At 64.3% G+C, this 26,694-nt stretch carries 26 protein-coding genes; 17 read left to right on the forward strand and 9 right to left on the reverse strand.

Annotated elements, in window-relative coordinates; all coding sequences use genetic code 11:
* Positions 1-108 precede the first annotated feature (108 nt).
* The 16 genes from acpP to nagZ all read left to right on the forward strand — a co-directional run bounded on the left by acpP (position 109) and on the right by nagZ (position 15,209).
* Entirely contained in the window at positions 109-348 is a 240-nt protein-coding gene (acpP, locus tag AC07YZ_RS05830; protein ID WP_068173947.1) for an acyl carrier protein, read from the forward strand.
* A 93-nt stretch (positions 349-441) separates the two neighbouring features.
* A complete protein-coding gene (fabF, locus tag AC07YZ_RS05835; protein ID WP_226494085.1) occupies positions 442-1,686 on the forward strand; it encodes a beta-ketoacyl-ACP synthase II in 1,245 nt (414 codons plus the stop codon).
* A 28-nt stretch (positions 1,687-1,714) separates the two neighbouring features.
* Positions 1,715-2,200: a hypothetical protein gene (locus AC07YZ_RS05840; protein WP_226494084.1), complete on the forward strand. Its 486-nt coding sequence runs from the start codon at positions 1,715-1,717 to the stop codon at positions 2,198-2,200.
* A gap of 55 nt (positions 2,201-2,255) precedes the next feature.
* The gene (gene rpoE / locus AC07YZ_RS05845) at positions 2,256-2,897 is read left to right on the forward strand and encodes an RNA polymerase sigma factor RpoE (protein WP_226494083.1); all 642 of its coding nucleotides are present in this window, start codon (positions 2,256-2,258) and stop codon (positions 2,895-2,897) included.
* A 59-nt stretch (positions 2,898-2,956) separates the two neighbouring features.
* Positions 2,957-3,709 (forward strand): sigma-E factor negative regulatory protein, encoded by a 753-nt coding sequence (locus AC07YZ_RS05850; protein ID WP_226494082.1) that lies wholly within the window; start codon positions 2,957-2,959, stop codon positions 3,707-3,709.
* 6 nt (positions 3,710-3,715) lie between these two features.
* Positions 3,716-4,750: a MucB/RseB C-terminal domain-containing protein gene (locus AC07YZ_RS05855; RefSeq protein ID WP_226494081.1), complete on the forward strand. Its 1,035-nt coding sequence runs from the start codon at positions 3,716-3,718 to the stop codon at positions 4,748-4,750.
* 83 nt (positions 4,751-4,833) lie between these two features.
* Entirely contained in the window at positions 4,834-6,327 is a 1,494-nt protein-coding gene (locus tag AC07YZ_RS05860) for a DegQ family serine endoprotease (RefSeq protein WP_226494080.1), read from the forward strand.
* A 529-nt stretch (positions 6,328-6,856) separates the two neighbouring features.
* Positions 6,857-8,665 carry a translation elongation factor 4 gene (gene lepA, locus AC07YZ_RS05865; protein ID WP_494794076.1) on the forward strand — a complete coding sequence of 603 codons (1,809 nt, stop codon included), beginning with the start codon at positions 6,857-6,859 and terminating at the stop codon, positions 8,663-8,665.
* An 11-nt stretch (positions 8,666-8,676) separates the two neighbouring features.
* Positions 8,677-9,645, forward strand: a complete 969-nt coding sequence (lepB, locus tag AC07YZ_RS05870; RefSeq protein WP_226494078.1) for a signal peptidase I — start codon at positions 8,677-8,679, stop codon at positions 9,643-9,645.
* A 25-nt stretch (positions 9,646-9,670) separates the two neighbouring features.
* Positions 9,671-10,027 carry a DUF4845 domain-containing protein gene (locus tag AC07YZ_RS05875; protein WP_494794077.1) on the forward strand — a complete coding sequence of 119 codons (357 nt, stop codon included), beginning with the start codon at positions 9,671-9,673 and terminating at the stop codon, positions 10,025-10,027.
* 43 nt (positions 10,028-10,070) lie between these two features.
* Complete coding sequence (rnc, locus tag AC07YZ_RS05880; protein ID WP_494794078.1) at positions 10,071-10,766, forward strand: ribonuclease III; 696 nt, start codon at positions 10,071-10,073, stop codon at positions 10,764-10,766.
* Positions 10,767-10,824: 58 nt separating this feature from the next.
* Positions 10,825-11,892, forward strand: a complete 1,068-nt coding sequence (gene era, locus AC07YZ_RS05885; RefSeq protein WP_494794079.1) for a GTPase Era — start codon at positions 10,825-10,827, stop codon at positions 11,890-11,892.
* Between the two features lie 115 nt (positions 11,893-12,007).
* Positions 12,008-12,808, forward strand: coding sequence for a DNA repair protein RecO (recO, locus tag AC07YZ_RS05890; protein ID WP_494794080.1), 801 nt, complete (start codon positions 12,008-12,010; stop codon positions 12,806-12,808).
* 45 nt (positions 12,809-12,853) lie between these two features.
* Complete coding sequence (locus tag AC07YZ_RS05895; RefSeq protein WP_494794081.1) at positions 12,854-13,699, forward strand: pyridoxine 5'-phosphate synthase; 846 nt, start codon at positions 12,854-12,856, stop codon at positions 13,697-13,699.
* A complete protein-coding gene (acpS, locus tag AC07YZ_RS05900) occupies positions 13,696-14,139 on the forward strand; it encodes a holo-ACP synthase (RefSeq protein WP_494794082.1) in 444 nt (147 codons plus the stop codon). The genes AC07YZ_RS05895 and acpS overlap by 4 nt, the downstream gene beginning before the upstream one ends.
* A complete protein-coding gene (nagZ, locus tag AC07YZ_RS05905) occupies positions 14,118-15,209 on the forward strand; it encodes a beta-N-acetylhexosaminidase (protein ID WP_226494072.1) in 1,092 nt (363 codons plus the stop codon). The genes acpS and nagZ overlap by 22 nt, the downstream gene beginning before the upstream one ends.
* A gap of 99 nt (positions 15,210-15,308) precedes the next feature.
* On the opposite strand, the gene AC07YZ_RS05910 is transcribed toward nagZ, so the two are convergent.
* The 8 genes from AC07YZ_RS05910 to asd form a co-directional block, all read right to left on the reverse strand.
* A complete protein-coding gene (locus AC07YZ_RS05910) occupies positions 15,309-15,983 on the reverse strand; it encodes an LON peptidase substrate-binding domain-containing protein (protein WP_226494071.1) in 675 nt (224 codons plus the stop codon).
* Positions 15,980-16,858 (reverse strand): acetyl-CoA carboxylase, carboxyltransferase subunit beta, encoded by an 879-nt coding sequence (gene accD / locus AC07YZ_RS05915; RefSeq protein WP_068173964.1) that lies wholly within the window; start codon positions 16,856-16,858, stop codon positions 15,980-15,982. The genes AC07YZ_RS05910 and accD overlap by 4 nt, the downstream gene beginning before the upstream one ends.
* A gap of 53 nt (positions 16,859-16,911) precedes the next feature.
* Entirely contained in the window at positions 16,912-17,721 is an 810-nt protein-coding gene (gene trpA, locus AC07YZ_RS05920) for a tryptophan synthase subunit alpha (RefSeq protein ID WP_226494070.1), read from the reverse strand.
* Entirely contained in the window at positions 17,718-19,007 is a 1,290-nt protein-coding gene (gene trpB / locus AC07YZ_RS05925) for a tryptophan synthase subunit beta (RefSeq protein ID WP_226494069.1), read from the reverse strand. The genes trpA and trpB overlap by 4 nt, the downstream gene beginning before the upstream one ends.
* A 46-nt stretch (positions 19,008-19,053) precedes the next feature.
* Positions 19,054-19,731 (reverse strand): phosphoribosylanthranilate isomerase, encoded by a 678-nt coding sequence (locus AC07YZ_RS05930; protein ID WP_226494068.1) that lies wholly within the window; start codon positions 19,729-19,731, stop codon positions 19,054-19,056.
* A 21-nt stretch (positions 19,732-19,752) separates the two neighbouring features.
* Complete coding sequence (gene truA, locus AC07YZ_RS05935) at positions 19,753-20,532, reverse strand: tRNA pseudouridine(38-40) synthase TruA (protein WP_413465811.1); 780 nt, start codon at positions 20,530-20,532, stop codon at positions 19,753-19,755.
* 92 nt (positions 20,533-20,624) lie between these two features.
* On the reverse strand, positions 20,625-23,252 hold the full coding sequence (locus AC07YZ_RS05940; protein WP_494794083.1) for a FimV/HubP family polar landmark protein: 2,628 nt from the start codon (positions 23,250-23,252) through the stop codon (positions 20,625-20,627).
* A gap of 288 nt (positions 23,253-23,540) precedes the next feature.
* Positions 23,541-24,671, reverse strand: coding sequence for an aspartate-semialdehyde dehydrogenase (gene asd / locus AC07YZ_RS05945; protein WP_226494065.1), 1,131 nt, complete (start codon positions 24,669-24,671; stop codon positions 23,541-23,543).
* Between the two features lie 302 nt (positions 24,672-24,973).
* Here asd and AC07YZ_RS05950 point away from each other — a divergent pair, with 302 nt between their 5' ends.
* Positions 24,974-25,522, forward strand: a complete 549-nt coding sequence (locus AC07YZ_RS05950) for a DUF6623 family protein (RefSeq protein ID WP_226494064.1) — start codon at positions 24,974-24,976, stop codon at positions 25,520-25,522.
* Between the two features lie 71 nt (positions 25,523-25,593).
* Here the strand turns inward: AC07YZ_RS05950 and leuB are convergent, their stop codons facing one another.
* The gene (leuB, locus tag AC07YZ_RS05955) at positions 25,594-26,664 is read right to left on the reverse strand and encodes a 3-isopropylmalate dehydrogenase (RefSeq protein WP_494794084.1); all 1,071 of its coding nucleotides are present in this window, start codon (positions 26,662-26,664) and stop codon (positions 25,594-25,596) included.
* Positions 26,665-26,694: the final 30 nt, after the last annotated feature.

Raw genomic sequence — 26,694 nt, forward strand, 5'->3', positions numbered from 1 at the left:
CCCCATAGATCTGAAACGCCGCGAAAGCCGTCCGGCGGGCCACCTAGGGATGCCTCCCTAGCCCGGCTAAAATGACGGTCTGTATTTCAACCACCCTCAGAGGGACTTATGAGCGATATCGAAGCACGTGTGAAGAAAATCATTGCCGAACAACTCGGTGTCGAAGAAGGTCAGGTCACCAACGAAAAAGCTTTCGTTGCGGATCTCGGTGCCGACTCGCTGGACACGGTGGAGTTGGTGATGGCACTTGAGGACGAATTCGGTATCGAGATTCCGGACGAAGACGCGGAAAAGATCACCACCGTGCAGAACGCCATCGATTACGCGATGGCCCACCAGAAGGCCTGAGCCATCCATGAGCCACCGCAAGGTCGCCCCAAGGGGTTTCAGCTCCCTGGGGGGGCAATGCATTGCACGCCGTGAAAGGCGTGGGGGTAGTCAATGATCCGACGTCGCGTTGTCGTGACCGGTCTGGGTTGCATCAGTCCTGTGGGTAACACAGTGGCTGACGCCTGGGCCAATCTTCTCGCCGGAAAATCCGGCATCGACCTCATCACAAAGTTTGATGCATCAAGCTTCGCCTGCAAGATCGCGGGCGAGGTCAAGAACTTCGATCTGGAGTCCTACATCAGCGCCAAGGATGCGCGCGCGATGGACACCTTCATCCATTTCGGCATCGCCGCGGCCCAGCAGGCGGTGGAAGATGCGGGTTTGCCCGTGGGCGATGCACTGGACGAGGAATTTGCCAACCGCATCGGTTGCATCATCGGCTCGGGCATTGGTGGTTTGCCAATGATCGAGGCGACCCATGCCGAGTATGCGAATCGCGGTGCGCGCCGGATTTCCCCGTTTTTCGTGCCGGCGTCCATCATCAACATGATCGCTGGACATGTGTCGATGCGGTTCGGTTTCAAGGGGCCGAATCTCGCTGTGGTGACGGCTTGCACCACCGGTCTGCATTGCATTGGCGAGGCGGCTCGCAAGATCGAGTACGGCGACGCCGACGTGATCGTGGCTGGTGGATCTGAGGCGACGGTTTCACCGCTTGGGGTGGGTGGTTTCGCTGCCATGCGTGCTTTGTCCACCCGCAACGACGATCCGAAAACGGCGTCTCGTCCCTGGGACAAGGACCGTGATGGGTTTGTGCTGGGTGAAGGCGCTGGTGTGATGGTGCTTGAAGAATATGAGCACGCCAAAGCCCGGGGCGCAAAGATCTATGCCGAAGTGATTGGTTACGGCATGAGTGCTGACGCGGGTCACATGACGGCGCCGAGCATGGACGGTCCGCGCCGCGCCATGGTCAATGCATTGCGCAACGCCGGGATCAACGCCGATCAGGTGGATTATCTGAATGCGCACGGTACCTCCACTCCGCTGGGCGACGTGAACGAGACGAAGGCGATCAAGGCCGCGCTTGGCGAGCATGCCAAAAAGACGGTGATCAACTCGACCAAGTCCATGACCGGTCACCTGTTGGGTGGGGCGGGGGGGATCGAGAGTGTGTTCAGCGTGCTCGCCGTGCACCACCAAAAGAGTCCTCCGACCATCAACATCTTCAACCAGGATCCCGAGTGCGACCTGGATTACTGCGCCAATACGGCGCGTGACATGAAGATTGATGTGGCCGTGAAGAACAACTTCGGATTTGGTGGCACCAACGGGACCCTGGTTTTCCGCCGCGTCTGATCCGTTCTGGCACATCTTTCTCCAAGCCATGCGCAACGCCCCATCGGTGGTCTATCCGGTGGGGCGTTGTCTTTTTCATGGCCTGTTGCTTGTGCTGCTGGGCATTCTGGGTCTGTTGGTATTGGTCGCGTGGTGGTACGGGGTCGAGGCGCCACCTGCGTCAGGGATGAGCGGTCGCCAGTGGACGGCGCTGACGGGGCTGGGGTTGTGGGTGGGTTGGGTGGGACTCGCCTGGCGCAGCTGGCAGCGCTCACCAGTCGGGCATCTGCATTGGGACGCGCAGGCCAGCCTGGACGAGGAGCCTCCATGCAAGGGGCTCTGGCGCTGGCGCAGCGACGCCTATCGCGAAGGAGCGCCTCTGCGGCGGCTGGAGCTGGCGCTGGACTTGCAGGACCGTGTGCTGCTGCGGCTTCGCAATCCCGATGCAGCCGGCAGTTGGGTGTGGGTGGAGCGTGCGAGCGATCCGCCTCGCTGGGGGGATTTTCGTCGGGCGCTGATGGCGGCTCAGTCGTGATGCGGCGTGTCGCAGGGTGGGGCTCTGCAGACGATTGGGTTATATTTCCGCGCGCATGACTCTCGAAGACCACACCGCTCCGCCGCCGCCCGACAGCGATGTCATGCTTGTGCAGCGCACCTTGGCCGGCGAGCAGCGAGCGTTCGACATGCTGGTCATCAAGTACCAGCGCCGGGTAGAGCGGCTGATCGGTCGCATGGTGCGCGACACCGATCTGGTGCAGGACATCGCTCAGGAGACCTTCATCCGGGCGTACCGTGCCCTGGCCCAGTTCCGGGGGGATGCTCAGTTCTACACCTGGCTTTACCGGATCGCGGTCAACACGGCCAAGAAGCAGCTCATGGAACTCAAGCGCGATCCGCTGGTTTTCCAGTCGCAGATGAAATCGGCCGAAGACGATGAAACTTCCTCGTCGGAACGCGAACTAAATTCCAGTGTGGCCGATACCGAGACGCCCGAAGCGGTGCTGGCCAGCAAGGAGATCGCGCAGGCGGTCAATGCCGCCATGGATGCGTTGCCCGAGGAATTGCGCATGGCGATCACCCTGCGGGAAATCGAGGGTCTGAGCTATGAAGAGATTGCCCAGGCGCTTGATTGCCCCATTGGCACGGTGCGCTCGCGGATTTTCCGGGCGCGAGAGGCGATTTCGAATCGCATCAAGCCGATGCTGGAGCGCCAGACGGGCAAACGCTGGTAGCGCCTTGGCCGATTGCATGGATGTCACGACCCGCAGTTCCAGAAGTCAGGAAGTCAACAATGAATGCCGCAAGAGAAGTCCCGAAGTCGCCCGCATCGTCGGTACGGGCTGTGGAGGCGCCGAGCCAGCCGCAGGCGCTGGATGTCGACGAGTGTGGCCTGTCGGCACTGGTTGACGGCGAGATCGGCGAGGCCGAGCTCGACCGGGTGCTGGCGGGATTCGCTGAGCAGAGCGATGTTCGCGCGAGCTGGCACGCCTACCAGGTGATTGGCGACGTGCTGCGATCTTCCGGGATGGCCGTCTCCAGTCAGGCCCCGCAGGCTTTTCTGGCGGGCATCCACGCGAAGCTGCAGACCGAAACCGGAGCGCAGAGAACGGAGTTATCCACGGTGTCCAAACACCTCGCCCGGATTTCGCCCACGGGCCATCCGCAGGTGTCGGCGGCCAACGATGCCGTCTTTCGCTGGAAGCTGGTGGCAGGGTTTGCTTCGTTGGCGGCGGTCATGGCCGTGAGCTGGACGGTCCTGGGAAACGCAGCCGCGGGTGCGGGAGGTGGCGGCAGCGACGGGGCCCAGCTGGCGTTGACAGCACCCGAGTCTTCCCGCGAGATCGCACCGTCCACCCAAGCCGTGGCAGCAACCACGCCTGCGAGCGGTGCGGCCGTGGTCGTGAACACGACACAGGGTCCGGTGATCCGCGATGCCCAATTGGAGGCACTGATGGCCGAGCACCGGCAGAACGGCGGCATGTCGGCCCTGCAAATGCCCGCAGGATTCCTGCGCAACGCCACTTACGACGAGCCGGGACGCTGAATCACCATGATCTTTGCCTCGAGCTCGTGCTCACCCATGGATTGGCGGCGCTGGAGTGCCGCGGCCCTCGTCGCATTGGCTTCGGGGTTCTTGACGCCCTTGCAGGCGCAGACCACGCCCCAGGCGGCCACGGCGACACGCAATATCAACGAATGGCTCACCCGCATGCATGAAGCGTCGCGCCAGCGTGCCTACATGGGCACGCTCGTGGTGTCGGCGGGATCGGTCATGTCGGTGTCCCGCATCTGGCATGTGTGCGACGGTGCTCAGCAGATGGAACGCGTTGAGACGCTGACCGGCGCTCCCCGTACCACCATTCGCCGCAACAACGACGTCATCACCTTTGTGCCCGAATCCAGGACCGCCTGGGTGGAAAAACGCGAATCGCTGGGCTTGTTTCCAGAACTGTTGCGCACGCCGAGCAACGCGATCCCTGAGCACTATGGTGTGCGTGAGACCGGTGTCGAGCGTGTGGCGGGGCATTTGGCGGATGTGGTGGAAATCGTGCCCAAGGACCATCTGCGGTTTGGCTACCGCATCTGGTCCGAGAAAAAGACGGGCCTGGTGGTGAGGCTGCAGACGCTGGGCGAGCAGGGTGCCGTGCTGGAACAGGTGGCGTTTTCCGAACTCCAGTTGGATGCGCCCGTGCGCATGGACAAACTCAACCGCCTGATGAACGACACCCGGGGCTACGATGTGCACGCGCCGGTGCTCAAGAAGACGACTCCCGAAGCCGAGGGGTGGCGCCTCAAGGAACCGGTGCCCGGTTTCCTTTCCATGAGTTGCTACATCCGGGACGGGGGCGAAGCGCAGGGTGAAAATGCTGCACCGATGCAGTGGGTGTTCTCCGACGGCTTGGCTTCGGTCTCGTTGTTTGTCGAGGCTTTCGACGCGCAGCGTCATGGCCAGGAGAAATCGTCCGTTTCCGGGGCCACGCATTCGGTCACACGCCGCATCGGCGACCACTGGCTCACGGCGCTGGGAGAGGTTCCGCCCGCGACACTTCGTCTTTTCGCCCGGTCTCTGGAGCGAACGCGGTAAAGCCGGACTCGCCCTAACCGGGTTCTGCCGCGATTCACTTCGACAGACTTTGTTGTCTATCCGCCTTTGTGTAGAGGATCACCATGACGCTTCCGATGTTGGCCCGCACGCCTGTGTTGGCCTTCCTGGCCACCGCCGCATTCGTTGCTGGAGGTTCGGCAACCCTGTTGTCGCCCCAGTCCGTCTCGGCGCAGACGCTCCCGTCGGTCGCACCCAGCGTGCGGGGCTTGCCCGACTTCACCGATCTGGTGGACCTGGTGGGGCCGTCGGTGGTCAACATCCGCACGCTGGAGCGCGCCAGCGCGGACACGGGTTCGAGCGCCGACGAGCAGATGCTGGAGTTTTTCAAGCGTTTTGGCATTCCCATCCCCCCAGGCATGACGCCACGCGGACCCCGTCAGGAGCGGGGGCCGTCCGACGAGGTGCAGCCGCGCGGCGTGGGCTCGGGCTTCATCCTGAGTTCGGACGGGCTGATCATGACCAATGCGCATGTGGTCGATGGTGCCGACGAGCTGATCGTCACCTTGACAGACAAGCGTGAGTTCAAGGCCAAGCTGGTCGGAGCCGACAAACGCACCGACGTGGCGGTGGTCAAGATCGAAGCCACGGGGCTGAACGCGGTGAAGATCGGCGACATCAACCGCCTGCGCGTGGGTGAGTGGGTGATGGCCATTGGATCGCCGTTTGGTCTTGAAAACACAGTCACCGCGGGCATCGTCAGTGCGAAGAAGCGCGACACCGGTGATTTCCTTCCTTTCATTCAGACCGACGTGGCAATCAACCCCGGCAATTCCGGGGGGCCATTGATCAACATGCGTGGCGAGGTGGTCGGCATCAACAGCCAGATCTATTCACGCTCGGGTGGTTTTCAGGGCATTTCGTTTGCCATTCCCATCGACGAGGCGGTGCGGGTGTCTGACCAGCTTCGCACCAGCGGCCGGGTGACGCGAGGGCGCATTGGCGTGCAGATCGACCAAGTGAGCAAAGAGGTGGCCGAGTCCATCGGCCTGGGACAGCCCCGTGGCGCGCTGGTGCGCGGCGTGGAGCCCAATTCGCCCGCGGCCAAGGCCGGCGTTGAGCCGGGTGACATCGTGCTGAAATTCGACGGCAAGGAGATCGACAAGTCGGTCGACCTGCCGCGCCTGGTGGGCAACACCAAGCCCGGCAACAAGAGCAGCATGACCGTGTTCCGCCGGGGCGCCCAGCGCGAACTCGCCATCACGGTGGCCGAGCTTGAACCCGACCAGCCACAGCGCCGTGCCGCTGCGCCTGACGCACCCAAGCCTCCTGTTCTGGGGGCCGCGCAATCGCTGGGCCTGACCTTGGCCGAACTCACCCCTGCGCAAAAGAAGGAGCTGAACGTCAAGGGCGGGGTGCGCGTCGAGGCTGCGGAGGGGCCCGCTGCGAAGGCGGGCCTGCGTGAGGGGGACGTGATTGTGGCCATCGCCAACACCGAAGTCGCCAGTGCAAAAGAGCTTGAAGCGGCGGTGGCTCGGCTCGACAAATCCCGTCCGGTCAATGTGCTGTTCCGGCGCGGTGAGTGGGCGCAGTACGCTGTGATCCGCCCGCAGCGCTGAACCCCGCACATCCTCGAAACCACCCCAGCAGTGTCAAATAACCCCCTGTCCCTACTGGGATTTGGGGGCTTGAGGCTCCGGTGGTCGATTCGCCACACACGATCTTTCGGCCCGCCAGACGGTGGAACGTGTTGAAATGTTAGTGATTACTGACAAATATCGTGTTTCTGTTGACCGAATTCGATAAAATCGGACCTGTTCGGGATGGATTCCCGTGCCGTCGAACCCCATCGCTTCACGATGTGGGAACCGCACAGGATGTCCCTAGGTCGTCCACAGCTGCCTCACACGTTGTGCAATTTTCCTGTGACAAAGCTGTGGATAAGTTTGACGTTGCTGCGTTGCAACAATCGGTTTCGCGGCGTTTGGCGGTTTGCTTTCCAGGCTTTTTGCCTACAATGAAACCCCAACTATCGCAGTTGCCATTGATTGTTGGTTACGGGCGCGTCAACAGCTGACGCGCCCTTTTTTATGGTCGCCCGCTGCCGTGTGCACGGGCGGCTTTCTCCGTGTTTGAGCTGTCTTCTTGATGAATCACATCCGCAATTTTTCGATCATCGCGCACATCGATCATGGCAAGTCCACGCTGGCCGACCGCATCATTTCCCTCTGCGGTGGCCTGTCCGACCGCGAGATGAGTGAGCAGGTGCTGGACTCCATGGACATCGAGAAGGAGCGGGGCATCACCATCAAGGCGCAGACCGCGGCGCTCAAGTACAAGGCGCGCGACGGACAGGTTTACAACCTGAACCTGATCGACACGCCCGGGCACGTGGACTTCTCGTATGAAGTGAGCCGCTCGCTCTCGGCCTGCGAAGGTGCGCTCCTGGTGGTGGATGCCAGCCAGGGCGTGGAAGCGCAGACCGTGGCCAACTGCTACACCGCGCTCGACCTTGGTGTGGAAGTGGTGCCGGTGCTCAACAAAATGGACCTGCCCAACGCGGACCCGGACAATGCGAAAGCGGAGATCGAGGACGTGATCGGCATCGATGCCACCGATGCCATTCCGTGCTCGGCCAAGACCGGCATGGGCGTGGAAGACATCCTGGAAGCGGTGGTGGCGCGCATCCCCCCGCCCAAGGGCAAGCCGGATGCCCCGTTGCGCGCCATGATCGTGGACAGCTGGTACGACGCCTATGTGGGCGTGGTGATGCTGGTGCGCGTGGTCGATGGCCACCTGCTCAAGGGCGAGCGCTTCAAGATGATGGCGACCAACACGGTCTACAACGCCGACAGCCTGGGTGTGTTCACGCCGGCCAACGAGCCGCGCGAATCGCTGGAAGCGGGCGAGGTGGGCTACATCATCGCGGGCATCAAGGAACTGCAGGCGGCCAAGGTGGGCGACACCATCACGCTGGAGAAAAAGCTGCCCAACAACGCGGGGCCTGCCACCGAGGCCCTGCCAGGCTTCAAGGAAGTGCAGCCCCAGGTGTTTGCGGGTTTGTACCCGACCGAGGCCAATCAGTACGACGCGCTGCGCGACGCGCTCGAAAAGCTCAAGCTCAACGATGCCTCGCTCCAGTACGAACCCGAGGTCTCGCAGGCACTGGGTTTTGGGTTTCGTTGCGGCTTTCTGGGTCTGCTGCACATGGAGATCGTGCAGGAGCGGCTGGAGCGGGAGTTTGATCAGGACCTGATCACCACCGCGCCCAGCGTGGTCTACCAGGTGGTCAAGCCCGATGGCGAGGTCATCATGGTCGAGAACCCGTCGAAGATGCCCGACCAGGGGCGCATCGAGGAAATCCGCGAACCCATCGTGACGGTGCACCTCTACATGCCGCAGGAATACGTGGGCGCGGTGATGACCTTGGCCAACCAGAAACGCGGGATGCAGCTCAACATGGCTTACCACGGTAAGCAGGTCATGCTGACCTACGATATGCCGCTGGGCGAGATCGTGCTGGATTTCTTCGACAAGCTCAAATCGGTGAGCCGTGGGTACGCGTCCATGGACTACGAATTCAAGGAGTACCGGGCTTCGGACGTGGTGAAAGTCGACATCCTGCTCAACGGCGAGAAGGTGGACGCCTTGTCCATCATCGTGCACCGGAGTCAGTCGCAGTACCGCGGTCGCGCGGTGGCGGCCAAGATGCGCGAGATCATCAGCCGGCAGATGTTTGATGTGGCGATCCAGGCGGCCATCGGTGGCAACGTGATCGCGCGCGAGACCATCAAGGCGCTGCGCAAGAACGTGCTGGCAAAATGCTACGGTGGTGACATCACCCGCAAACGCAAACTCCTCGAAAAACAGAAAGCAGGCAAGAAGCGCATGAAACAGATCGGCTCGGTCGAGGTGCCCCAGGAGGCTTTTCTCGCTATTTTGCAGGTGCAGGACTGATGCAGGCCGCCATGAGTGCGATCACCGCGGTGATCCTGACGGCTTTCGCGGCCTACACAGGGGCCTGGTACACGGGCATGGTCGAAGGCAATTTTGCGCTGTTGTTGATGCTGGCCACGCTGGTCACCGGCGTCTACTGGGTTGCCGAGAAGCTGGTGTTTCTGCCCCAGCGCAAGCGCACCGCGCAGCGGGTGCTCGACGAACACAATGCACGCACGGCGGCTTTGCATCAGCAGGGCTTCCATCAGGGCGAGGCCGCCGACATCGAACCGACACGCCAGAAACTGCTGATGCAGCCCTGGTGGCTGGACTGGACGGCGGGTCTGTTTCCCGTGATCCTGGCCGTGTTCGTGTTGCGATCGTTTCTGTTCGAACCGTTCAAGATTCCATCCGGTTCCATGATCCCCACGCTGCGGGTGGGTGACCTGATCCTGGTCAACAAGTTTCACTACGGTGTGCGCCTGCCGGTCTTCAACACCAAGCTGTTTTCCAACAACGATCCGCAGCGCGGCGACGTGATGGTGTTCCGCTATCCGCCCCAGCCGAGTCTGGACTACATCAAGCGTGTGATCGGGGTGCCCGGTGACGAGGTGGCCTATGTCAACAAGCAGCTGACCGTCAACGGCAAGCCGGTTCCGCGCAGTGTTGAACCCGAGTTCTTCGATTCCGACGCCATGCGCTACGCGCACCAGTTTCGTGAAACCCTGGGGGAGCGCCAGTACAACACCCTCAACGACGATGATCGTCCGGCCTTTGTGCAGGGCACCACGGACTTCCCCTTCAGGGAAAACTGCAACTACACCGTGGAAGGTGTGGTGTGCAAGGTGCCCAAGGGCCACTATTTCATGATGGGTGACAATCGGGACAATTCGCAGGACTCTCGGTACTGGGGGTTCGTGCCGGAAGCGAACATCGTGGGCAAAGCCTTTTTTGTCTGGATGAACTTCGGTGATCTGGGACGCATCGGTTCGTTCGAGTGACCCGTTTATCAAGCTCTGCTGGAGGATGACACACGTGAAACTGAAACAACAACAACGCGGTTTGACCTTTTTCGGTCTGATTGTGGTCGGTATTTTGCTGGCCTTCGCCGGCGTGGTCCTGGCCCAGGTGGTGCCGACCTACATCGAATTCCTCGCCGTGCAGAAGGCGGTGCAGAAGTCTGTTGAGGGCGAGACCGTGGCCGAAGTGCGTACCATTTTCGACAAGGCGGCCCAGATCGACGACATCACGTCGATCACCGGCAAGGACCTTGTGGTGAGCAAAGAGGGTAGCCAGGTCGTGGTTTCTTTCGCCTACAACCGCGACATTCATCTGACAGGGCCGGCCTATTTGGTCATGAAGTACGAAGGCCGTTCGAAGTGATTGTCGTGCAGCAAGCGGGGCGACCAACAGGCTGCCAGTGGCCTTGAATCCGGAGCTTCAGGCGCTGCAGCAACGCCTGAACCACCATTTTTCCAACCCGCGCCTGCTGGAGCGCGCGCTGACCCACCGCAGCTTCACGTCCGACCACAACGAACGGTTGGAGTTTCTGGGGGACTCGGTGCTCAATCTGGCCATCTCGGGCCTGCTGTTCGAGAAGCTCAGCCAGCTGCCCGAAGGCGATCTTTCCCGCGTGCGGGCGAATCTGGTCAAACAAGACACCCTGTTCCAGATCGCCGTCGGTTTGGGATTGGCGACCGGTTTGCGGCTGGGGGATGGCGAAAAGCGTTCGGGGGGGCACAAGCGCCCGTCGATCCTGGCCGACGCGCTCGAAGCCATCATTGGCGCGGTGTACCTCGACGCTGGCTTTGAAGTGGCCGCCGCGCTGGTGCACCGGCTCTACAGCGGCATTGAGCTCAATGCCCAGATGAGCGCCATGGGCAAGGACCCGAAAACCGAATTGCAGGAGTGGCTGCAGGCGCGCAAAATGAAGTTGCCGCTTTACCGTGTGGTGGCCACGCTGGGCGAGGCGCACAAACAGACTTTTGATGTGGAGTGCACCGTGACCGAAACCGGGCGCAGCGAGCGTGGCATTGGCGCTTCGCGCCGTGCCGGTGAGCAGGCTGCCGCTGCGGCCATGTTGCAACACCTCATGGCCGGTTCGCAGAGCAACCGTTCCTGACGCCGTTGCGCGTCCGTTTCTTTCCCTCACCTTTGCGTTGATCCGTCCGCACGAATCCATGTCCCGAAAACCCGCCCCCTCGCCCGTCCCTTCCCAGCCCGTCGCGCCCGCTGCCAATCCCGAGCTCGACGCCATGCTGGCGCGGGCTCTGGGCAAGTCGGGGGCCGATGCACCTGGGTTGGCGCAAACCGATCCCGACGCGTCTGCGGCCCCCGAGGCCAGCGAACCCGAGCCCATCGATCCCGCCACCCAGCGCTGTGGCTTTGTCGCCATCGTGGGCAAGCCCAACGTGGGCAAATCAACCCTGCTCAACGCACTGGTGGGCCAGAAAGTCAGCATCACCTCTCGCAAGGCGCAGACCACGCGCCACCGCATCACCGGCATGCGGACCCTGGGGCTCACCCAGTTCGTGTTCGTGGACACGCCGGGGTTCCAGACCCGGCACGGCAATGCGCTCAATCGGGCGCTGAACAAGACGGTGCTGGGCGCGGTCAGCGATGTGGATCTGATCCTGTTCGTGGTCGAAGCGGGTCACTTCAACCTGGCCGACGCCAAGGTGCTGGATCTGTTGCCGGCCAATGTGCCCGTGATGCTGGTGGCCAACAAGTTCGACCTGGTGCATCGCCGCGGTGATCTCGCGCCCTGGCTGCGTTCCATGCAGGAACGCCACCCGTTTGCCGAGTTTGTGCCGATGTCGGCCAAGCACCCGAAGGACATCCAGCGCCTGTTCGCGATCTGCGAAAAATACCTGCCCCTGCAGCCCTGGATGCACGATCCGGACGATCTGACCGACCGCAGCGAGCGTTTCATGGCCAGCGAGATGGTGCGCGAGAAGCTCTTCCGCCTCACCGGGGACGAGTTGCCCTACACCTCCACCGTGGTGATCGACAAGTTCGAGGAAGAGGGCGCACTCAAGCGCATCGCCGCGACCATCGTGGTCGAGCGCGAGGGCCACAAGGGCATGGTCATTGGCGACAAGGGCGAGAAGCTCAAACGCATTGGCACCGAAGCGCGCCAGGAGCTGGAAAAGCTCTGGGACTGCAAGGTGTATCTGGAGCTGTGGGTCAAGGTGCGCTCGGGCTGGGCGGACGACGACGCGCGGGTCCGATCTTTCGGCTACGAATGATGCGGCTCCCACCGCGGCATCGCTGCGCTGGTCGCTGTCTCCCAAGGAGGCTGGCCGTGTTGCGGGGTGGACCGTTGCGGGCGTGCCGGGCCGCCGGTCCTGTGTTCGACGTGTGATGGCGACGCGCCGGTTTTCCGAAGAACCCGCTTTCATCCTGCACCGCTACGACTGGAGCGAATCCAGTCTGGTGCTGGAGGCCTTCACCCGCCACCATGGCCGCATCGCGCTGGTGGCCAAGGGCGTCAAACGCCCCACCTCCCAGTTCCGTCCGGTGCTGCTGCCGCTGCAGCCGCTGCACCTGAGTTGGGGCGGCGAGGCCGAGGTGCGCACGCTCAAGGCCGCGCAATGGCAGGGCGGGCACGTCATGCCCACGGGCGAGGCGCTGCTCTCGGGGTGTTACCTCAACGAATTGCTCATGCGCCTGCTGGCGCGCGATGACCCGCATCCGGGGCTGTTTGACCACTACGCCTTTGCGGTGCAGTTGCTGGCCGAACGCGCCGACGCCCAGCAGCTCATCCTGCGCGCGTTCGAGTTGCTGCTGCTGCGCGACATCGGTCTGTTGCCCGGTCTGGCGCATGAGGGCAATACCCTGGCCGGGTTGAATGTGGCAGACCCCTATGTGCTGGTGCCGGAAAGTGGCTTGCGTGCAGCGCACGACGACGATGCCCATGCGCTCTCGGGTGAACAATGGCTGGCGCTGCAGACGGCCATGGACGAGGCGGGGCCTTTCGTGGCCACCTTGCGTGCCTGCGCCGGCTGCCAGCAGGCCTTGCAGCCGCAACTGCGGAGTCTGCTGCACTACCATAGCGGCGTGCGGGTGTTCAAGACGCGCCAACTGATGCTGGACGTGCAGGCCATGAGCCGGCCACGCGGTTCTCCGAACGCGGCGGGGCTGGCGGCCGACCCGCTGGCTTGAGTTCCCTTCACTTCATTCCACATTGCCGCCCCATTCGCCATGTCCATGGACCCGCACCTCCATTCCAGCCGCACAGCGCTTTCGGTCAACCTCAACAAGGTGGCCCTGGTGCGCAACACCCGGCACCTGGGCATCCCGTCCGTCACGCGGGCGGCCACGCTGTGCCTGCAGGCCGGAGCGGGTGGGATCACCGTGCATCCGCGACCCGACGAACGGCACATCCGGCTGCACGATGTGTTCGATCTGGCGCAGGTGCTGCAAGCGTGGCCCGGGCGCGAGTACAACATCGAGGGAAATCCGTTTCACAACCTGATGGACGTGGCACGCGAAGTGTGTGCTCGCGGACTGCCGCTGGACCAGTTGACCTTCGTGCCGGACAGCGAGGGCCAGTTCACAAGCGACCACGGCTGGAGCTTTCCGCAAGATGCCGAGCGCCTGCGGCCGCTCATTGCCGAAGCGCAGGCACTGGGCGCGCGCGTGAGCCTGTTCATGGACCCGGAGCCTGCCGCGATGGCCGCGGCCAGGGCCGTGGGCGCCGACCGGGTGGAGCTGTACACCGAGCCCTATGCCGCAGCCTGGCACACGCCGCAGCGGGCCAGCCAGCTGGAGCGCTACCGCGCGGCCGCCCAGGCGGCGCTGGACGCCGGCCTGGGGGTCAACGCGGGCCACGACCTCAACCGCGACAACCTCACGGCTTTCCTGCGCGGTGTGCCGGGTGTGAGCGAAGTCTCGATCGGTCATGCCCTGATCGCCGACGCGCTGGAGTTGGGCTACAGCGCCACCGTGGCCGACTACCGGCGCTGCATCGACGAGGCATTCGGCGGCGCGGATTCATCCGCGGGACTGGGCAACCGCCAGCCCCAGGGCCATGACGAACGTGTCGGCCCATGATCTTCGGCATCGGCACCGACATCTGCGACATCCGGCGCGTGGAAGCCACCTGGCAGCGCCAGGGAGAGCGCTTTGCGCGCAAGGTGCTGAGCGACGCCGAGTTCCTGGTGTGGCAAAAGCGCAGCGCGCGCTGGCCACAGCGGGGCCTGCGCTACCTGGCCACGCGTTTTTCCGCCAAGGAAGCGTTTTCCAAGGCCATCGGCCTGGGCATGCGCATGCCCATGACCTGGCGGCACTGCGAGATCACCAACCTGGCGAGCGGACAGCCCGTGATCGTGTTGCATGGTGAACTCAGAACCTGGTTTGAAGCCCGGGGGCTGCGTGCCCACGTGACCGTCACCGACGAGAGCGACTATGCGGCCAGCTTTGTGGTGGTCGAAACCGATGCACCCGATACCGCGCCAACCGAGAACCTGCCATGCACCAGCACGCCCCCCTGATCATCGACGTCGCCGGCCACAGCCTGACCACCGCCGAGCGCCGGCGCCTGGCACACCCCCTGGTGGGCGGCGTGATCCTGTTCTCCCGCAACTGGCAAGACCGCGCCCAGCTGACGAAACTGTGCCGCCAGATCAAGACCGTGCGGCCCGATCTGCTGATCGCCGTGGACCACGAGGGCGGTCGCGTGCAGCGTTTTCGCAGCGACGGCTTCACCCACCTGCCGCCGATGGCGGCCTTTGGCGCGCTGTGGGGGCAACCCGGGCGCCTGGGCGACATGGAGGGCTCTTCGGCACTGCGGGCCTGCAACGCCGCCACAGCGACGGGCTATGTGCTGGGGGCCGAGTTGCGCGCCTGCGGCGTGGACCTGAGCTTCACGCCGGTGCTGGATCTGGACTACGGCGAGAGCTCGGTCATCGGCGACCGCGCCTTTGCGCGCGATCCGCGCGTGGTGACCCTGTTGGCCCAGGCCCTGATGCTGGGCCTGCAGCAAAGTGGCATGGGCAACTGCGGCAAGCACTTTCCCGGTCACGGTTTCGTGAAGGCGGATTCGCACCTGGCGATCCCGGTGGACCGGCGCAGCCTCAAAGCCATTCTGGCGGAAGACGCCGCGCCCTACGGCTGGCTCTCCAGCGGTCTGCAGGCGGTGATGCCGGCGCATGTGATCTACCCCAAGGTGGACAGCCGGCCTGCCGGTTTTTCGCCGCGCTGGCTGCAGGAGGTGCTGCGCCGTCAGCTCCATTTCACCGGTGCGATCTTCAGCGATGACCTGAGCATGGCCGCAGCGCGCCAGATCGATGGCCGCGAGGTCAGCTTCGCCGAGGCCGCGCTGGCCGCTTTGTCCGCGGGTGGCGATATGGTGGTGTTGTGCAACCAGAGCGTGGTGGAGGCCGGTGCGCCGATCGACGCCGCCATCGACGCCTTGTCCCGGGCCGTGATCGAAGGCCGCTGGCAACCCAACCCAGCGAGCGAGGAGCGGCGCCTGGCCTTGCTGCCCCGTGCGGCCGCACTGGAGTGGGACGCCTTGATGGTGAGCGAGCGCTACATGCAGGCGCTTTCGTTGTTGCCGTAAGTCGGAGCGTGGGGGCTCAGCAATCCGGCGCCGGACCGCCCCCAGCCGGATCAGCCCCCCTGGGGGGCAGCGACCCGCGCAGCGGCGGAGCGTGGGGGTTCACCGCTCAACGCCGATCTTGTCCAGCAGGTCGGAGATCAGTTCCAGGCGCAGCAGCGGGTTGTCCAGCGACATCAGGCGGTGCTTGAGTTCGGCCGGTGCCGGCAGCAGTTCGGCCCAGCGGTTGGCCACCCAGCCGCAGTCGTTCCAATGGTAGGGCGGCTGCAGGGGCACTTCGTTCATGCCCTGGGGGTCGCGCTCCTGCAGGTTGTGCAGCAAACGCTGCAAGGCGTCGCGCGTGGGCACCAGGTGTTCCGGCACCGGAATCACCGGTTCGGCCGGGTCGAGCCGCACGTCGGCCACCCACAGGCCATGCGGCAATTGGTGGCTGTGGGTCACATGGAAGCGTTGCAGGCCGCGGCAGTGGATCATCAGCAGGCCGGGCTGGGGCCGCTCCAGCTGTTCGATCTGGGCCAGCGTGCCCACCGGGTAAAACACTTCCCGGGCGAACGCCGCGCCACCGGGTGCCGCATTCGGGTCGATGCGGCGCACCTCGTCACCTTCGGACAGACACACCACACCAAACGGTGCCCCCGCCTTGTGACAGCGGCTGATCATGTCGAGATAGCGCACCTCGAAAATGCGCAGTGGCATCCAACCGCCCGGAAACAGGACGGTCTGCAGGGGAAACAGGGGCAGCAGCGAGAGGGTGAGCGCTGCGGGTTCGGCATTCAATCGCTGACCACCGCGTCCGCGCTCTGACGCTGCAGCATGGCCAGCGTGTTGGCGACGGTGGTGCGCAATTCCCGGCGGTCGCAGATGAAGTCCACGGCGCCCTTGGTCTGCAGGAATTCGGCGCGCTGGAAGCCTTCGGGCAACTTCACGCGCACGGTGTTTTCAATCACCCGCGGGCCGGCAAAGCCGATCAGGGCCTTGGGTTCTGCGATCACCACGTCGCCCAGGAAGGCGAAGCCGGCGGACACGCCCCCCATGGTGGGGTCGGTGAGCACGCTGATGTAGGGCAGCCCCTTTTTCGCCAGGCGGGTGAGCGAGGCGTTGGTTTTGGCCATCTGCATGAGCGAGAGCAGGCCCTCCTGCATGCGCGCGCCACCGGTCGCGGTGAAGCAGACGAAGGGCACCTTCTGCGCGATGGCTTCTTCCACGCCACGCACAAAGCGCTCGCCCACCACGGAGCCCATGGAACCGCCCATGAAATCGAACTCAAAACAGGCCACCACCAGGCTGACACCCTGCACCGCACCGCCCACCACGATCAGCGCATCGGTTTCGCCGGTGGATTCGAGCGCCTCTTTCAGGCGTTCGGGGTACTTGCGGCTGTCCTTGAATTTCAGCGCATCGACCGGCAGCACCTCCTGCCCGATCTCGTAACGGCCTTCGGCGTCCAGGAAGGCATTGAGCCGTGCCCGGGCCCCGATGCGGTGGTGGTGGCTGCAATGCGGGCAGACGTTCTGGTTTTTCTCCAGATCGTTTTTGTAGAGCACGGCTTCGCAGCTCGGGCACTTGATCCACAAGCCTTCGGGCACGCTGCGGCGCTCGGTCGGGTCGGTGTGGGTGATCTTGGGGGGCAGCAGTTTTTCGAGCCAGGACATCGGGTTCTCCTACGCAGGGGGCCGGGCCGCTCGGGCCCGGCAAGGTCAGCGGATTATGCGTCCAGCGCTTTTCGTATGGTGCGCAGGAAATGGGCCGCCACCGCCACCACTTTTTCGTGTGGTTCGTCCTCGATCAACTGGATGATCTTGCTGCCGATCACCACCGCGTCGGCGCTCTTTCCGATGGCCTTGGCGGTTTCGGCATCGCGGATGCCAAAACCGACCCCCACCGGGATGCTGACGTGCGCCCGGATGCGCGGCAGCATGGCTTCGACCTGCCCCACGTCCAGCGTGCCGGCGCCGGTCACGCCCTTGAGCGAGACGTAGTACACATACCCGCTGGCCACACGCGCCACCTGCGCCATGCGCTCGTCGGTGGAGGTCGGAGCCAGCAGGAAGATCAGGTCCATGTCGGCGGCGCGCAGCGCGGCGGCAAAGTCCTCGCACTCCTCGGGCGGGTAGTCGACCACCAGCACGCCGTCCACCCCAGCCGACCCGGCGTCGCGCACGAAGCTGCCGGCACCGTGTTTCTGGTCGTAGCGTTCAATCGGGTTGGCGTATCCCATCAGCACCACCGGGGTGGCGGTGTTGCGCTCGCGGAAGGTTTTCACCATTGCGATGACCTGGGTCAGGCCAATGCCCAGCGCCAGCGCACGGTCGCCAGCCCGCTGGATCACCGGGCCGTCGGCGGAAGGGTCGGAAAACGGCACGCCGAGTTCGATGACGTCGGCGCCGGCCTCGACCATGCCGTGCATCAGATCGGGCGTGATGTCGGCATAGGGGAAACCGGCGGTGACGAAGGGGATCAAGGCTTTGCGGCCTTGGGCCTTGAGATCGGCGAAGGTTTTTTCGATGCGGCTCATTTGGACACCTTCACGACGGCGGTTTCAGCACCGCCTTTGACGGACTGGCCCCGGCAGCTGGGGCGGCAATAGAAGTCGGCACTGGACAGATCGGCCACGGTGCCGATGTCTTTGTCGCCACGCCCTGAGAGGTTGACCAGGATGGACTGGTCCGGGCGCATGGTCCTGGCGAGCTTCATGGCATGGGCCACGGCGTGGCTCGACTCCAGCGCCGGAATGATGCCCTCGGTGCGGCAGAGGTAGTGAAAGGCCTCCAGTGCCTCGGCGTCGGTGATGCCGACGTATTCGGCGCGGCCGATGTCTTTCAGGAACGCATGCTCCGGACCGACGCCGGGATAGTCCAGCCCGGCGCTCACGCTGTGGGTCTCGGTGACCTGGCCGTTGTCGTCCTGCAATACATAGGTGCGGTTGCCGTGCAGCACGCCGGGGCTGCCTTTCTGCAGCGAGGCCGAGTGCTTGCCACTCTCCAGGCCTTCGCCGGCGGCCTCCACGCCGATCAGGCGCGTTTGCTCGTGATTGATGTAGGGGTAGAAGATGCCCATGGCGTTGCTGCCACCGCCCACACAGGCCACCACCGCGTCGGGTTGTTCGCTGGTGCAGCCCGCGGCTTTGAGCATCTCGGGCATCTGCACCAGGCACTCCTCACCGATCACACTCTGGAAGTCGCGCACCATCATGGGGTAGGGGTGTGGTCCGGCCACGGTGCCGATGATGTAGAAGGTGTTGTCCACGTTGGCGACCCAGTCGCGCATGGCCTCGTTGAGCGCGTCCTTGAGCGTTTTGCTGCCACTCTCCACCGGCACCACAGTGGCGCCCAGCAGCTTCATGCGGTAGACGTTGGGGCTCTGGCGCTTCACGTCTTCGCTGCCCATGTAGACCACGCACTCTAGGCCGTAGCGCGCGCAGATGGTGGCCGTGGCCACGCCGTGTTGTCCGGCGCCGGTCTCGGCGATGATGCGCGGCTTGCCCATGCGCCTGGCAAGCATGGCCTGACCGATGACGTTGTTGATCTTGTGCGCGCCGGTGTGGTTGAGGTCTTCGCGCTTCAGGAAGATCTGGGCGCCGCCCTGCTCACGGCTCATGCGCGCGGCGTGGTAGACCGGGGAAGGACGGCCCACGAAGTGGGCGAGCTCGCTCCTGAATTCGGCGAGGAACTCGGGGTCGTGTTGGTACTGCGCGTAGGCGGCCTTCAGTTCGTTGATGGCGTGCGTGAGGGTTTCGCTCACGAAACTGCCGCCGTAGATGCCGAAGTGGCCGCGGGCGTCGGGTTGCTGGTAGGTGTCCATGGGGTGTTCTCGGTTCGATGGCCCGAGCAGCCCCGTCGGGTGGGGCTCAGCTGGGGCGGGATGACAGCAGGTCGGCCGCGCGCACGGCGGCCACGAAGGCGAGCATCTTGTCGGGGTCTTTGATGCCTTTGGCGACTTCGACCCCGGAGCTCACGTCAACGGCCCAAGGCCGTACGCGGCGAATGCCATCGGTCACGTTTGCAGGCGTGAGTCCACCAGACAAAACGAGGCGAGAGCTGGCGTTTAGAAGCGGATGTGACCAATTGAATGCTGTCCAGTCGAAGGAAAGACCTCCGCCGCCAAAACCCTCGACGTGGGCGTCGAGCAGGATGGCCTGGGCGGCGGCGAAGTCCTGCGTGTATTTTAGAAGATCAAAGCCCGCGCCGTCAGGACCGGCGGGAATGCGCGCCGCGCGCAGAAAAGGCCTGGCGGCGGCGCCACAGTCGGCGGGTGTCTCGTCGCCATGGAACTGCAGCAGGGCGTTGGGCACGGCCGAAAGTCCCTGAGCGATGTATTCGGGGCTGGCGTTGACGAACAGCAGCACCGGGGTGACGAAGGGGGGCAGGTGGCTTGCGAGTTCAGCCGCACGCTCGGGCGGGACGAATCGCGGACTCTGGGGGTACAGCACGAACCCGATTGCATCGGCACCGGCCCGCACGGCGGCGTCCACGTCGGCCTCGCGGGTCAATCCACAGATTTTGATGCGGGTGCGGTGCAGGGGCATGGCGCGTGGCTTTCGCCCTCGCTAGGGCAGCCAGTCGAAAGCGGGTGTGCGGGTCGGCAGGTTCAGCGATTCATCGTACACCGGCCCGAGGAAATACAGGCCATCAGGGGAAAAAGTGGGCGCTGCGGCCTCCCGGCTCTTCGCCGCCAGCACCTCGGCCATCCAGCCCGGGGGGCGTCGGCCGCTGCCGATCATGATCAGGCAACCCATGATGTTGCGAATCATGTGGTGCAGGAAGGCCGAGGCCTCGAATTCGAAGCGCCAATAGGCACCACGCCGGCTGATGTCCACGCGCAGCATCTGCTTGACGGGGCTGTGGGCCTGGCAGGCCGAGGCCCGAAACGAGGTGAAGTCGTGCTCACCGAGCAATGCCTGGGCGGCCTGTTGCATCGCCTCGAGTTGCAGGGGGCGGAACACCCACCCCACCCGGCCGGCATCCACGCTGGGGCGCACCGGAGACTCCAGCAGCACATACGCGTACCGGCGCGAGCGCGCACTCGCGCGGGCATGGAAGCTGTGTGGTACCTGCCGCGCCCACTGCACCGCAATGTCGGGTGGCAGAAAACGGTTGGTTCCGCGGACCCATGCGGTTTCCGGCCGATCCAGCGCACAGTCGAAATGCACCACTTGCATCAGGCCGTGCACACCGGCGTCGGTGCGGCCGGCGCACAAAGTGGAGATGCCGTCCAGGGCGGTGAACTGGGTCAGCGCCAGCTCCAGACGGTCCTGCACGGTGCGACCGCTGGGCTGGCTCTGCCAGCCATCGTAGGCCTCTCCGTGGTAACTGACGCCCAACGCGATCCGCGCAGTACCAGGCACCGTTCCAGACGGTGGGTCCGACGGCGGATGAACGCTGGGCAAACCGGTTGTCAATCGATGGAGGGCTGCGCGCGTCAGGTGAGATCGGCGAGGAAGGTGCTGGCCTTGTTCTTGAGGGTCCCCGATGCTTCGGCCAGCACTTCTTCGGCCAACGACCGGGCCCCCTCCAGATCACCGATGGCACGAAACTCTTCGGCCAGCGAGAGTTTGGTCACCAGGGGGCTTTCTTCGGTCAGGGCGCCCAGTTCGGAAGGCGCCGTGTTGGGCGAATCGTCCAGATCGAGGGTGATTTCGTTGAGATCGAACGACAGCATCTCGGGCACCGCCGAGGCGGTCGCGCCCACGGTGCTCGGTGCCGGTGCAACGGGCTTGTCCGAAGCGAAATCGGGCAGGATTTCGTTGTCGCCGAAGGCGGATACCTCGTTCTTCGACGGCATCAGCGCACTGTTGTTGGCAGAGGGTGCTGGCGCACGGGTGAGCGCGGCAGGTTCCGATGGAAAGTCCAGGTCAAAGTCCATGGACATGGACGAGGGACCGGCCTTTTCTTCCACCGATCGGGTGAGTGCATCGGTTTCGTTGAGATCGTCCAGGGCGGACATGGCAGCGCCGGCCCGGGGTGCCGGTGATTCGGCTTGCAGCATGGCCAGCGCCGAAGGGACGCCTTGAGAAGCGTCCAGATCGAGATCGAGGTCCAGATCGAGGTCGGCATTCAAGTCGGCTCCGGGGCCGTCTTGTTGTGTCAGCGTGCTGCTGGCGAAAGGAATGGTGTTGTTGGACGCACCACCAGCAGAGCCACCACCCTTCACCGCCGGGCTTCCGCCGGGTTGGTACAGCGGGTTGTTGGGGTCCAGTTCCTTGCCCAGTTCGCAGGCATGCTCCCATTCGGAACCCAGGCCCTGGGTGAGGCCATAGGCTTCCGTGGCGACCACTTCAAAAGCCTTGGCGTCGCGCCGTTTGGCGTAGATCTCGAGCAACTTGTTGTGGATCGCCACGCGGGTGGGCGCGCTGCGCATGGCTTCTTTGAGGATTTCCTCGGCCTGCAGGTCGCGGCCATAGGCCAGATAGACATCGGCTTCCGCGACCGGATCCACGTCCCCGGCCGCATCGAGCTGGCTGGGCGAATACACCATGGATGAACCCGACGCCGTGGCTTCGGCGGTGTCAATGCGCTGGCCGCCGCTGGAGCCGAAGAACGAGTCGGGCTGAAGGCGGCTTTCTAGAAACGAGCTGTCGACGCCAACACTTTTTTTGCGTTGCCGAATGCGGTAGAAGCCCAGACCGGCCAGCAGGGCCAGCAGCGCACCAGCACCCGGCAGAACGAAGGGGTTGTCAAGCAACTGATCGACGAACGAGGGTTCTTCAACCGCGGGAGCGGGCGGAGGAGGCGGCTTGCTCACGGCGGGCGCGGGTGCAGGCGCCGGGGCCGGAGGAGCCGGTTCGGTCGTGGCTTCAGGCGCCGGCGGCGGCGAAGGTTCGGCCGCCACGGGGCTGGGGGCCTTGATGGCGGCGGCATCCGGCGTCGCCTGGGCGGGCGCTGCGGGCGGGCTGGCCGCAGCGGCAGGTGTCGCTGGGACAGTGGGTGCAGCGGGGTTCAGTTTCCCCAACTCTTCGATGTTGCGGGAGAGCTCGGCCACGCGGGTCGAGGCCTCCTTGGCTTGACGATCCTGCGCGATCGCATCTTCTTTGGCGGTTTGCGCAGGCGTGGCACCTTTGGACAGGGTCAACTTGTCCTGGGCCGGTGCAACGGGCTTCTTGTCTTCCACCTCGGCCTGTACGCGACCGGTGTCCTGTCGATCCGCGGTGCCCACATCGGCCTCGGGCGCGGCACCCGCCAGGCGACGGCGGAACTCGTTGAAGTCGCGACTTTGAGCCGCGATGATCTGGCGCGCTTCGTTGGCAGGCACTGCACTGGCGGCCGTTTCGGCGGGCATGTCCAGCACGGCGCCGGCCTTGATCCGGTTGATGTTGTTCCCGATGAAGGCCTTGGGGTTGGCGCGCAGCATGGCCACCAGCATCTGATCCAGCGACACATTGGCTGGGCGATGGTCGGCGGCCAGCCGCCCGGCCGTGTCGCCCGCCTGGACGCGAACCTGAGCTTCGCCACTGGCTTCAGGTGCCGGTGTCGAACCCGGTTCCGGGCTTGGGGTGGCGGCCGCAGGCGCCGGGCGCGCGGCCTGAACGGGTGGGGTCGGGGCGGCCGGGGGCTGCACCGCCGGTGAAGCGCCGACGGCTGCGGGCGGCACCACGGGCCGTGCGGATGGGGGAGGCACCGGCGATGGCCGCGGTTGGGCAGAAACGCCCGGAGCGAGCGGCGCCGCAGCAGCCGGGCGCAGGTTGGGCGGGTCAAACAGCAGGGTGTAGTCGCGAACGACGCGACCGGAAGCCCAGTTGGCCTCCAGAATCATGTCCATGAACGGTTCGTTCACCGGCCGGCCGCTGGACAGCCGCAAGAAGGCGCGACCGTCTGGCCGCCGTTCCAGGCTGACCCGCAGATCGCTCAAGGCGGGATTGAACTCCATGCCCGCGGCACGAAAAGCATCGCCCGGGGCCAGGCCGACACGCAGGCTGGACGCCTCTTCGGCGGAGATTTCAGGGACGTCGATTTCGGCCCGCAGAGGTTCCCCGAGGGCCGACTGCACCACGATGCGACCCAGAGCCAAGGCCTGGGCGTCGCCATGTTGCGTCAGGCCGATGCACAACACCGCCGCCGCTGCAACCGCATGTAACCGCGCAAGGCCGCGCTCGCTGGTGTGTCGGGGGTGGGCGGGCGTGGGTTGTAGGGGAGTGTGGCGGGTGTGAATAGGCACATGAACCTCGACGTAAAAAACCGAGAATTGACCATAACATCAACGCATTACGGTGACAAGCTGAGAATTCGCTTGAGTTTCTGAGGCACCGTTCGACGAACCGTGAGATCGTACACGCGTTGCAACCACACAACGGGATTGCGCCGATCCGCGGTCCCGTCGGGGTTGTCTCTTGTCACAGTTTCATGCACTCAACAGGATGCGCAGCATACGGCGCAGCGGTTCGGCTGCGCCCCACAGCAACTGGTCACCAATGGTGAACGCGCCCACGTATTCCGGTCCCATGGCCAGCTTGCGGATGCGGCCGACGGGGATGGTCATGGTGCCCGTCACGGCCACTGGCGTCAGATCCCTGACGGTCGCTTCACGGTTGTTGGGCACGACTTTGACCCAGTCGTTGTCGGCGGCAATCATGGCTTCCAGATCAGCGACTGGGACGTCCTTGCGCAGTTTGAAGGTCAATGCCTGGCTGTGGCAGCGCATGGCGCCCACGCGCACGCAGAAGCCGTCCACGGGAATGGCGGCGGAGCCGAAGCCTTCACCCAGCCCCAGGATCTTGTTGGTCTCGGCCATGCCCTTCCACTCTTCCTTGGACATGCCGTTGCCCAGGTCCTTGTCGATCCAGGGGATCAGCGAGCCGCCCAGCGGCACACCGAAGTTGGCCGTTTCGGCGCCGCTCAGCGCACGTTGCTTGGCGATCACCTTGCGGTCGATTTCCAGGATGGCGCTCTTGGGGTCGTCCAGCAGGGACTTCACTTCGGCGTTGAGCGTGCCGTACTGCGTCAGCAGTTCGCGCATGTGCTGGGCGCCGCCGCCCGACGCCGCCTGGTAGGTCTGGGTGCTCATCCACTCCACCAGTCCGGCCTTGTACAGCGCGCCCACGCCCATGAGCATGCAGCTCACGGTGCAGTTGCCGCCGATCCAGTTCTTGCCGCCATTGGCCAGCGCGTCCTTGATCACCGGCATGTTCACCGGGTCCAGGATGATGACGGCGTCTTTTTCCATGCGCAGCGTGGAGGCGGCGTCGATCCAGTGGCCGTTCCAGCCCGCGGCACGCAGTTTGGGGAACACTTCGCTGGTGTAGTCGCCACCCTGGGCGGTGATGACGATGTCGCAGCGCTTGAGGGCGGCGATGTCGTGCGCATCCTGCAAGGTGGTCTCGTTCTTCGCCATGGCCGGGGCCTTGCCGCCAGCGTTGGAGGTGGAGAAGAACAGGGGCTCGATCAGGTCGAAGTCTTTTTCCTCGACCATGCGATCCATCAACACCGAGCCGACCATGCCGCGCCAGCCGACCAAACCAACCAACTTGCTCATTTCAAACGCCCTTTCAGATTAAAGAAACAGGTCCAGACCAGACTGTTTGCCCCGGCTCGTCTGGCCGGGGAGGGCGCACGACGAACCAGAGCTGTTCAGCCCTTAATGGTCGTGGTTTTGGTGGTGTTTGCGCGCACTGCGACCCCGGCCATGGCGGCGGAGGCGTTGTTCAGCTTGAACGGGCGGTGGGCAAACATGGGCGAGATTGTAGCGGATGCGAGCTTGGGCGCTGCTTACGGCCGCTTGCTGCTCGGATCAAGGCTTCACCGCGGGCTTGTTGCAAGGCCCGAGCCCGGTGGAGAATGGGGCGCAGCTTTGCAATGGTGGTCATTTTTCAGGAGGCATTGAACATGCTCAAGTACGCGTCGTGGGTGCACGGCAATGCACTGGTGGAAGAATTGCCCCAGGGCATCCTCAAGCGGCATTGGGCCTGGGGCACCGAGCTTCAATTTATTTTTGGCCCGGGCGAGTCACCCGTAGGCACCTGGTGCCACCTACCGATTCCGACACCCGTCATCCTCAACGACAGCCGGCTGAAAGTGCAGACGCTGTTTCTGCTGTTCAAGACCGGGCAGCACGCCGCGATCGACAACCTGCATGTCTTTGACGGACCCAACAAGGTCCATGGCTGGGATATCGTTCCGGGCAGCAACATGTCCGCGCGCCGCAGCGGGGACCACTCCCGCTCCATCGATGCGCAAAACACCTTCACCTTGCCCACGCCCCACGAGCTCGCGTTTGGCCTGTCGATCGCCTTCACGTTCCGGCCGGTCGCGGTGAACACCTCTTTGCCTCAGGTCGACCCCGAAGGCACCTTGCTGATCACCACGGCCGGGGCGGATTTCTTCTGATCCGGATCCAGGCCGTCGGCACAAAAAAATCAGCCCGCGGGCTGCTTTTTTTTGTGCCGACGCCGCGCCGCTCAGGCCAGGGCCTTGACCACCGCGTCGCCCATCTGCGAAGTGCCCACCTTGGTCGTGCCCTCGCTCCAGATGTCGGGCGTGCGCAGCCCCTGCGCCAGCACCTTCTGCACGGCGGCCTCAATGCGTTGCGCGGCGGCTTCCTGGTTCAGGCTGAAGCGCAGCATCATGGCCGCGCTCAGGATGGTGGCCAGCGGGTTGGCCACACCCTTGCCAGCGATGTCGGGTGCGCTGCCGTGGCTGGGTTCGTACAGGCCCTGGTTCTTCGCGTTCAGCGAGGCCGAGGGCAGCATGCCGATGGAGCCCGTCAGCATGGACGCCTCGTCGGACAGGATGTCGCCGAACATGTTGCCGGTGACGACCACGTCAAACGCCTTGGGCGCCTTGACCAGCTGCATCGCGGCGTTGTCCACGTACATGTGCTGCAGTTCCACGTCGGGGTACTGGGCGTGCACTTCGGTGACCACGTCTTTCCAGAACTGGAAGGTTTCCAGCACGTTGGCCTTGTCCACGCTGGTGACCTTATTGTTGCGCTTGCGCGCGGCCTGGAAGGCGACGTGGGCGATGCGCTCGATCTCGGGCTTGCTGTAGCGCATGGTGTCGAACGCTTCTTCGGCGCCGGGGAAGTGGCCGTCGGTGGCCACGCGGCGGCCGCGCGGCTGGCCGAAGTAGATGTCGCCGGTGAGCTCGCGGATGATGAGAATGTCCAGACCCGCGATTAGCTCGGGTTTGAGGCTGGATGCCCCCACCAGCTGTTCGTAGCAGATGGCCGGGCGGAAGTTGGCGAACAGGCCCAGGTTCTTGCGCAGGCCCAGGATGGCCTGCTCGGGGCGCAGCGGACGGTCCAGCTTGTCGTATTTCCAGTCACCGACGGCGCCGAACAGCACGGCGTCGGCCGACTTGGCCAGATTCAGCGTGGACTCGGGCAACGGGTGGCCGTGCGCCTCGTAGGCGGCGCCGCCCACCAGGGCGGATTCCATTTCGAAGCTGAGGTCGAGGGCGTTGAGGACCTTGACCGCCTCGGCCACGATTTCGGTGCCGATGCCGTCACCCGGGAGAACTGCGATTTTCATGATTTGGGAGAAGTTAAAGGATAAGGTTTC

This window comes from Hydrogenophaga sp. GW101-3F08 (genome assembly GCF_059424585.1).

Bases quoted from the DNA above. Each gene is read 5' to 3' on its own strand.
- lepA (WP_494794076.1), top strand. From the start codon at position 6,857: ATGAATCACATCCGCAATTTTTCGATCATCGCGCACATCGATCATGGC.
- recO (WP_494794080.1), top strand. From the start codon at position 12,008: ATGGCGACGCGCCGGTTTTCCGAAGAACCCGCTTTCATCCTGCACCGC.
- trpB (WP_226494069.1), bottom strand. From the start codon at position 19,007: ATGGACACCTACCAGCAACCCGACGCCCGCGGCCACTTCGGCATCTAC.
- AC07YZ_RS05840 (WP_226494084.1), top strand. From the start codon at position 1,715: ATGCGCAACGCCCCATCGGTGGTCTATCCGGTGGGGCGTTGTCTTTTT.
- asd (WP_226494065.1), bottom strand. From the start codon at position 24,671: ATGAGCAAGTTGGTTGGTTTGGTCGGCTGGCGCGGCATGGTCGGCTCG.
- rpoE (WP_226494083.1), top strand. From the start codon at position 2,256: ATGACTCTCGAAGACCACACCGCTCCGCCGCCGCCCGACAGCGATGTC.
- AC07YZ_RS05895 (WP_494794081.1), top strand. From the start codon at position 12,854: ATGGACCCGCACCTCCATTCCAGCCGCACAGCGCTTTCGGTCAACCTC.
- acpS (WP_494794082.1), top strand. From the start codon at position 13,696: ATGATCTTCGGCATCGGCACCGACATCTGCGACATCCGGCGCGTGGAA.
- AC07YZ_RS05850 (WP_226494082.1), top strand. From the start codon at position 2,957: ATGAATGCCGCAAGAGAAGTCCCGAAGTCGCCCGCATCGTCGGTACGG.
- acpP (WP_068173947.1), top strand. From the start codon at position 109: ATGAGCGATATCGAAGCACGTGTGAAGAAAATCATTGCCGAACAACTC.
- leuB (WP_494794084.1), bottom strand. From the start codon at position 26,664: ATGAAAATCGCAGTTCTCCCGGGTGACGGCATCGGCACCGAAATCGTG.
- lepB (WP_226494078.1), top strand. From the start codon at position 8,677: ATGAGTGCGATCACCGCGGTGATCCTGACGGCTTTCGCGGCCTACACA.
- AC07YZ_RS05875 (WP_494794077.1), top strand. From the start codon at position 9,671: ATGACACACGTGAAACTGAAACAACAACAACGCGGTTTGACCTTTTTC.
- AC07YZ_RS05930 (WP_226494068.1), bottom strand. From the start codon at position 19,731: ATGCCCCTGCACCGCACCCGCATCAAAATCTGTGGATTGACCCGCGAG.
- era (WP_494794079.1), top strand. From the start codon at position 10,825: ATGTCCCGAAAACCCGCCCCCTCGCCCGTCCCTTCCCAGCCCGTCGCG.
- AC07YZ_RS05950 (WP_226494064.1), top strand. From the start codon at position 24,974: ATGGGGCGCAGCTTTGCAATGGTGGTCATTTTTCAGGAGGCATTGAAC.
- accD (WP_068173964.1), bottom strand. From the start codon at position 16,858: ATGTCCTGGCTCGAAAAACTGCTGCCCCCCAAGATCACCCACACCGAC.
- AC07YZ_RS05860 (WP_226494080.1), top strand. From the start codon at position 4,834: ATGACGCTTCCGATGTTGGCCCGCACGCCTGTGTTGGCCTTCCTGGCC.
- fabF (WP_226494085.1), top strand. From the start codon at position 442: ATGATCCGACGTCGCGTTGTCGTGACCGGTCTGGGTTGCATCAGTCCT.
- nagZ (WP_226494072.1), top strand. From the start codon at position 14,118: ATGCACCAGCACGCCCCCCTGATCATCGACGTCGCCGGCCACAGCCTG.
- trpA (WP_226494070.1), bottom strand. From the start codon at position 17,721: ATGAGCCGCATCGAAAAAACCTTCGCCGATCTCAAGGCCCAAGGCCGC.
- AC07YZ_RS05855 (WP_226494081.1), top strand. From the start codon at position 3,716: ATGATCTTTGCCTCGAGCTCGTGCTCACCCATGGATTGGCGGCGCTGG.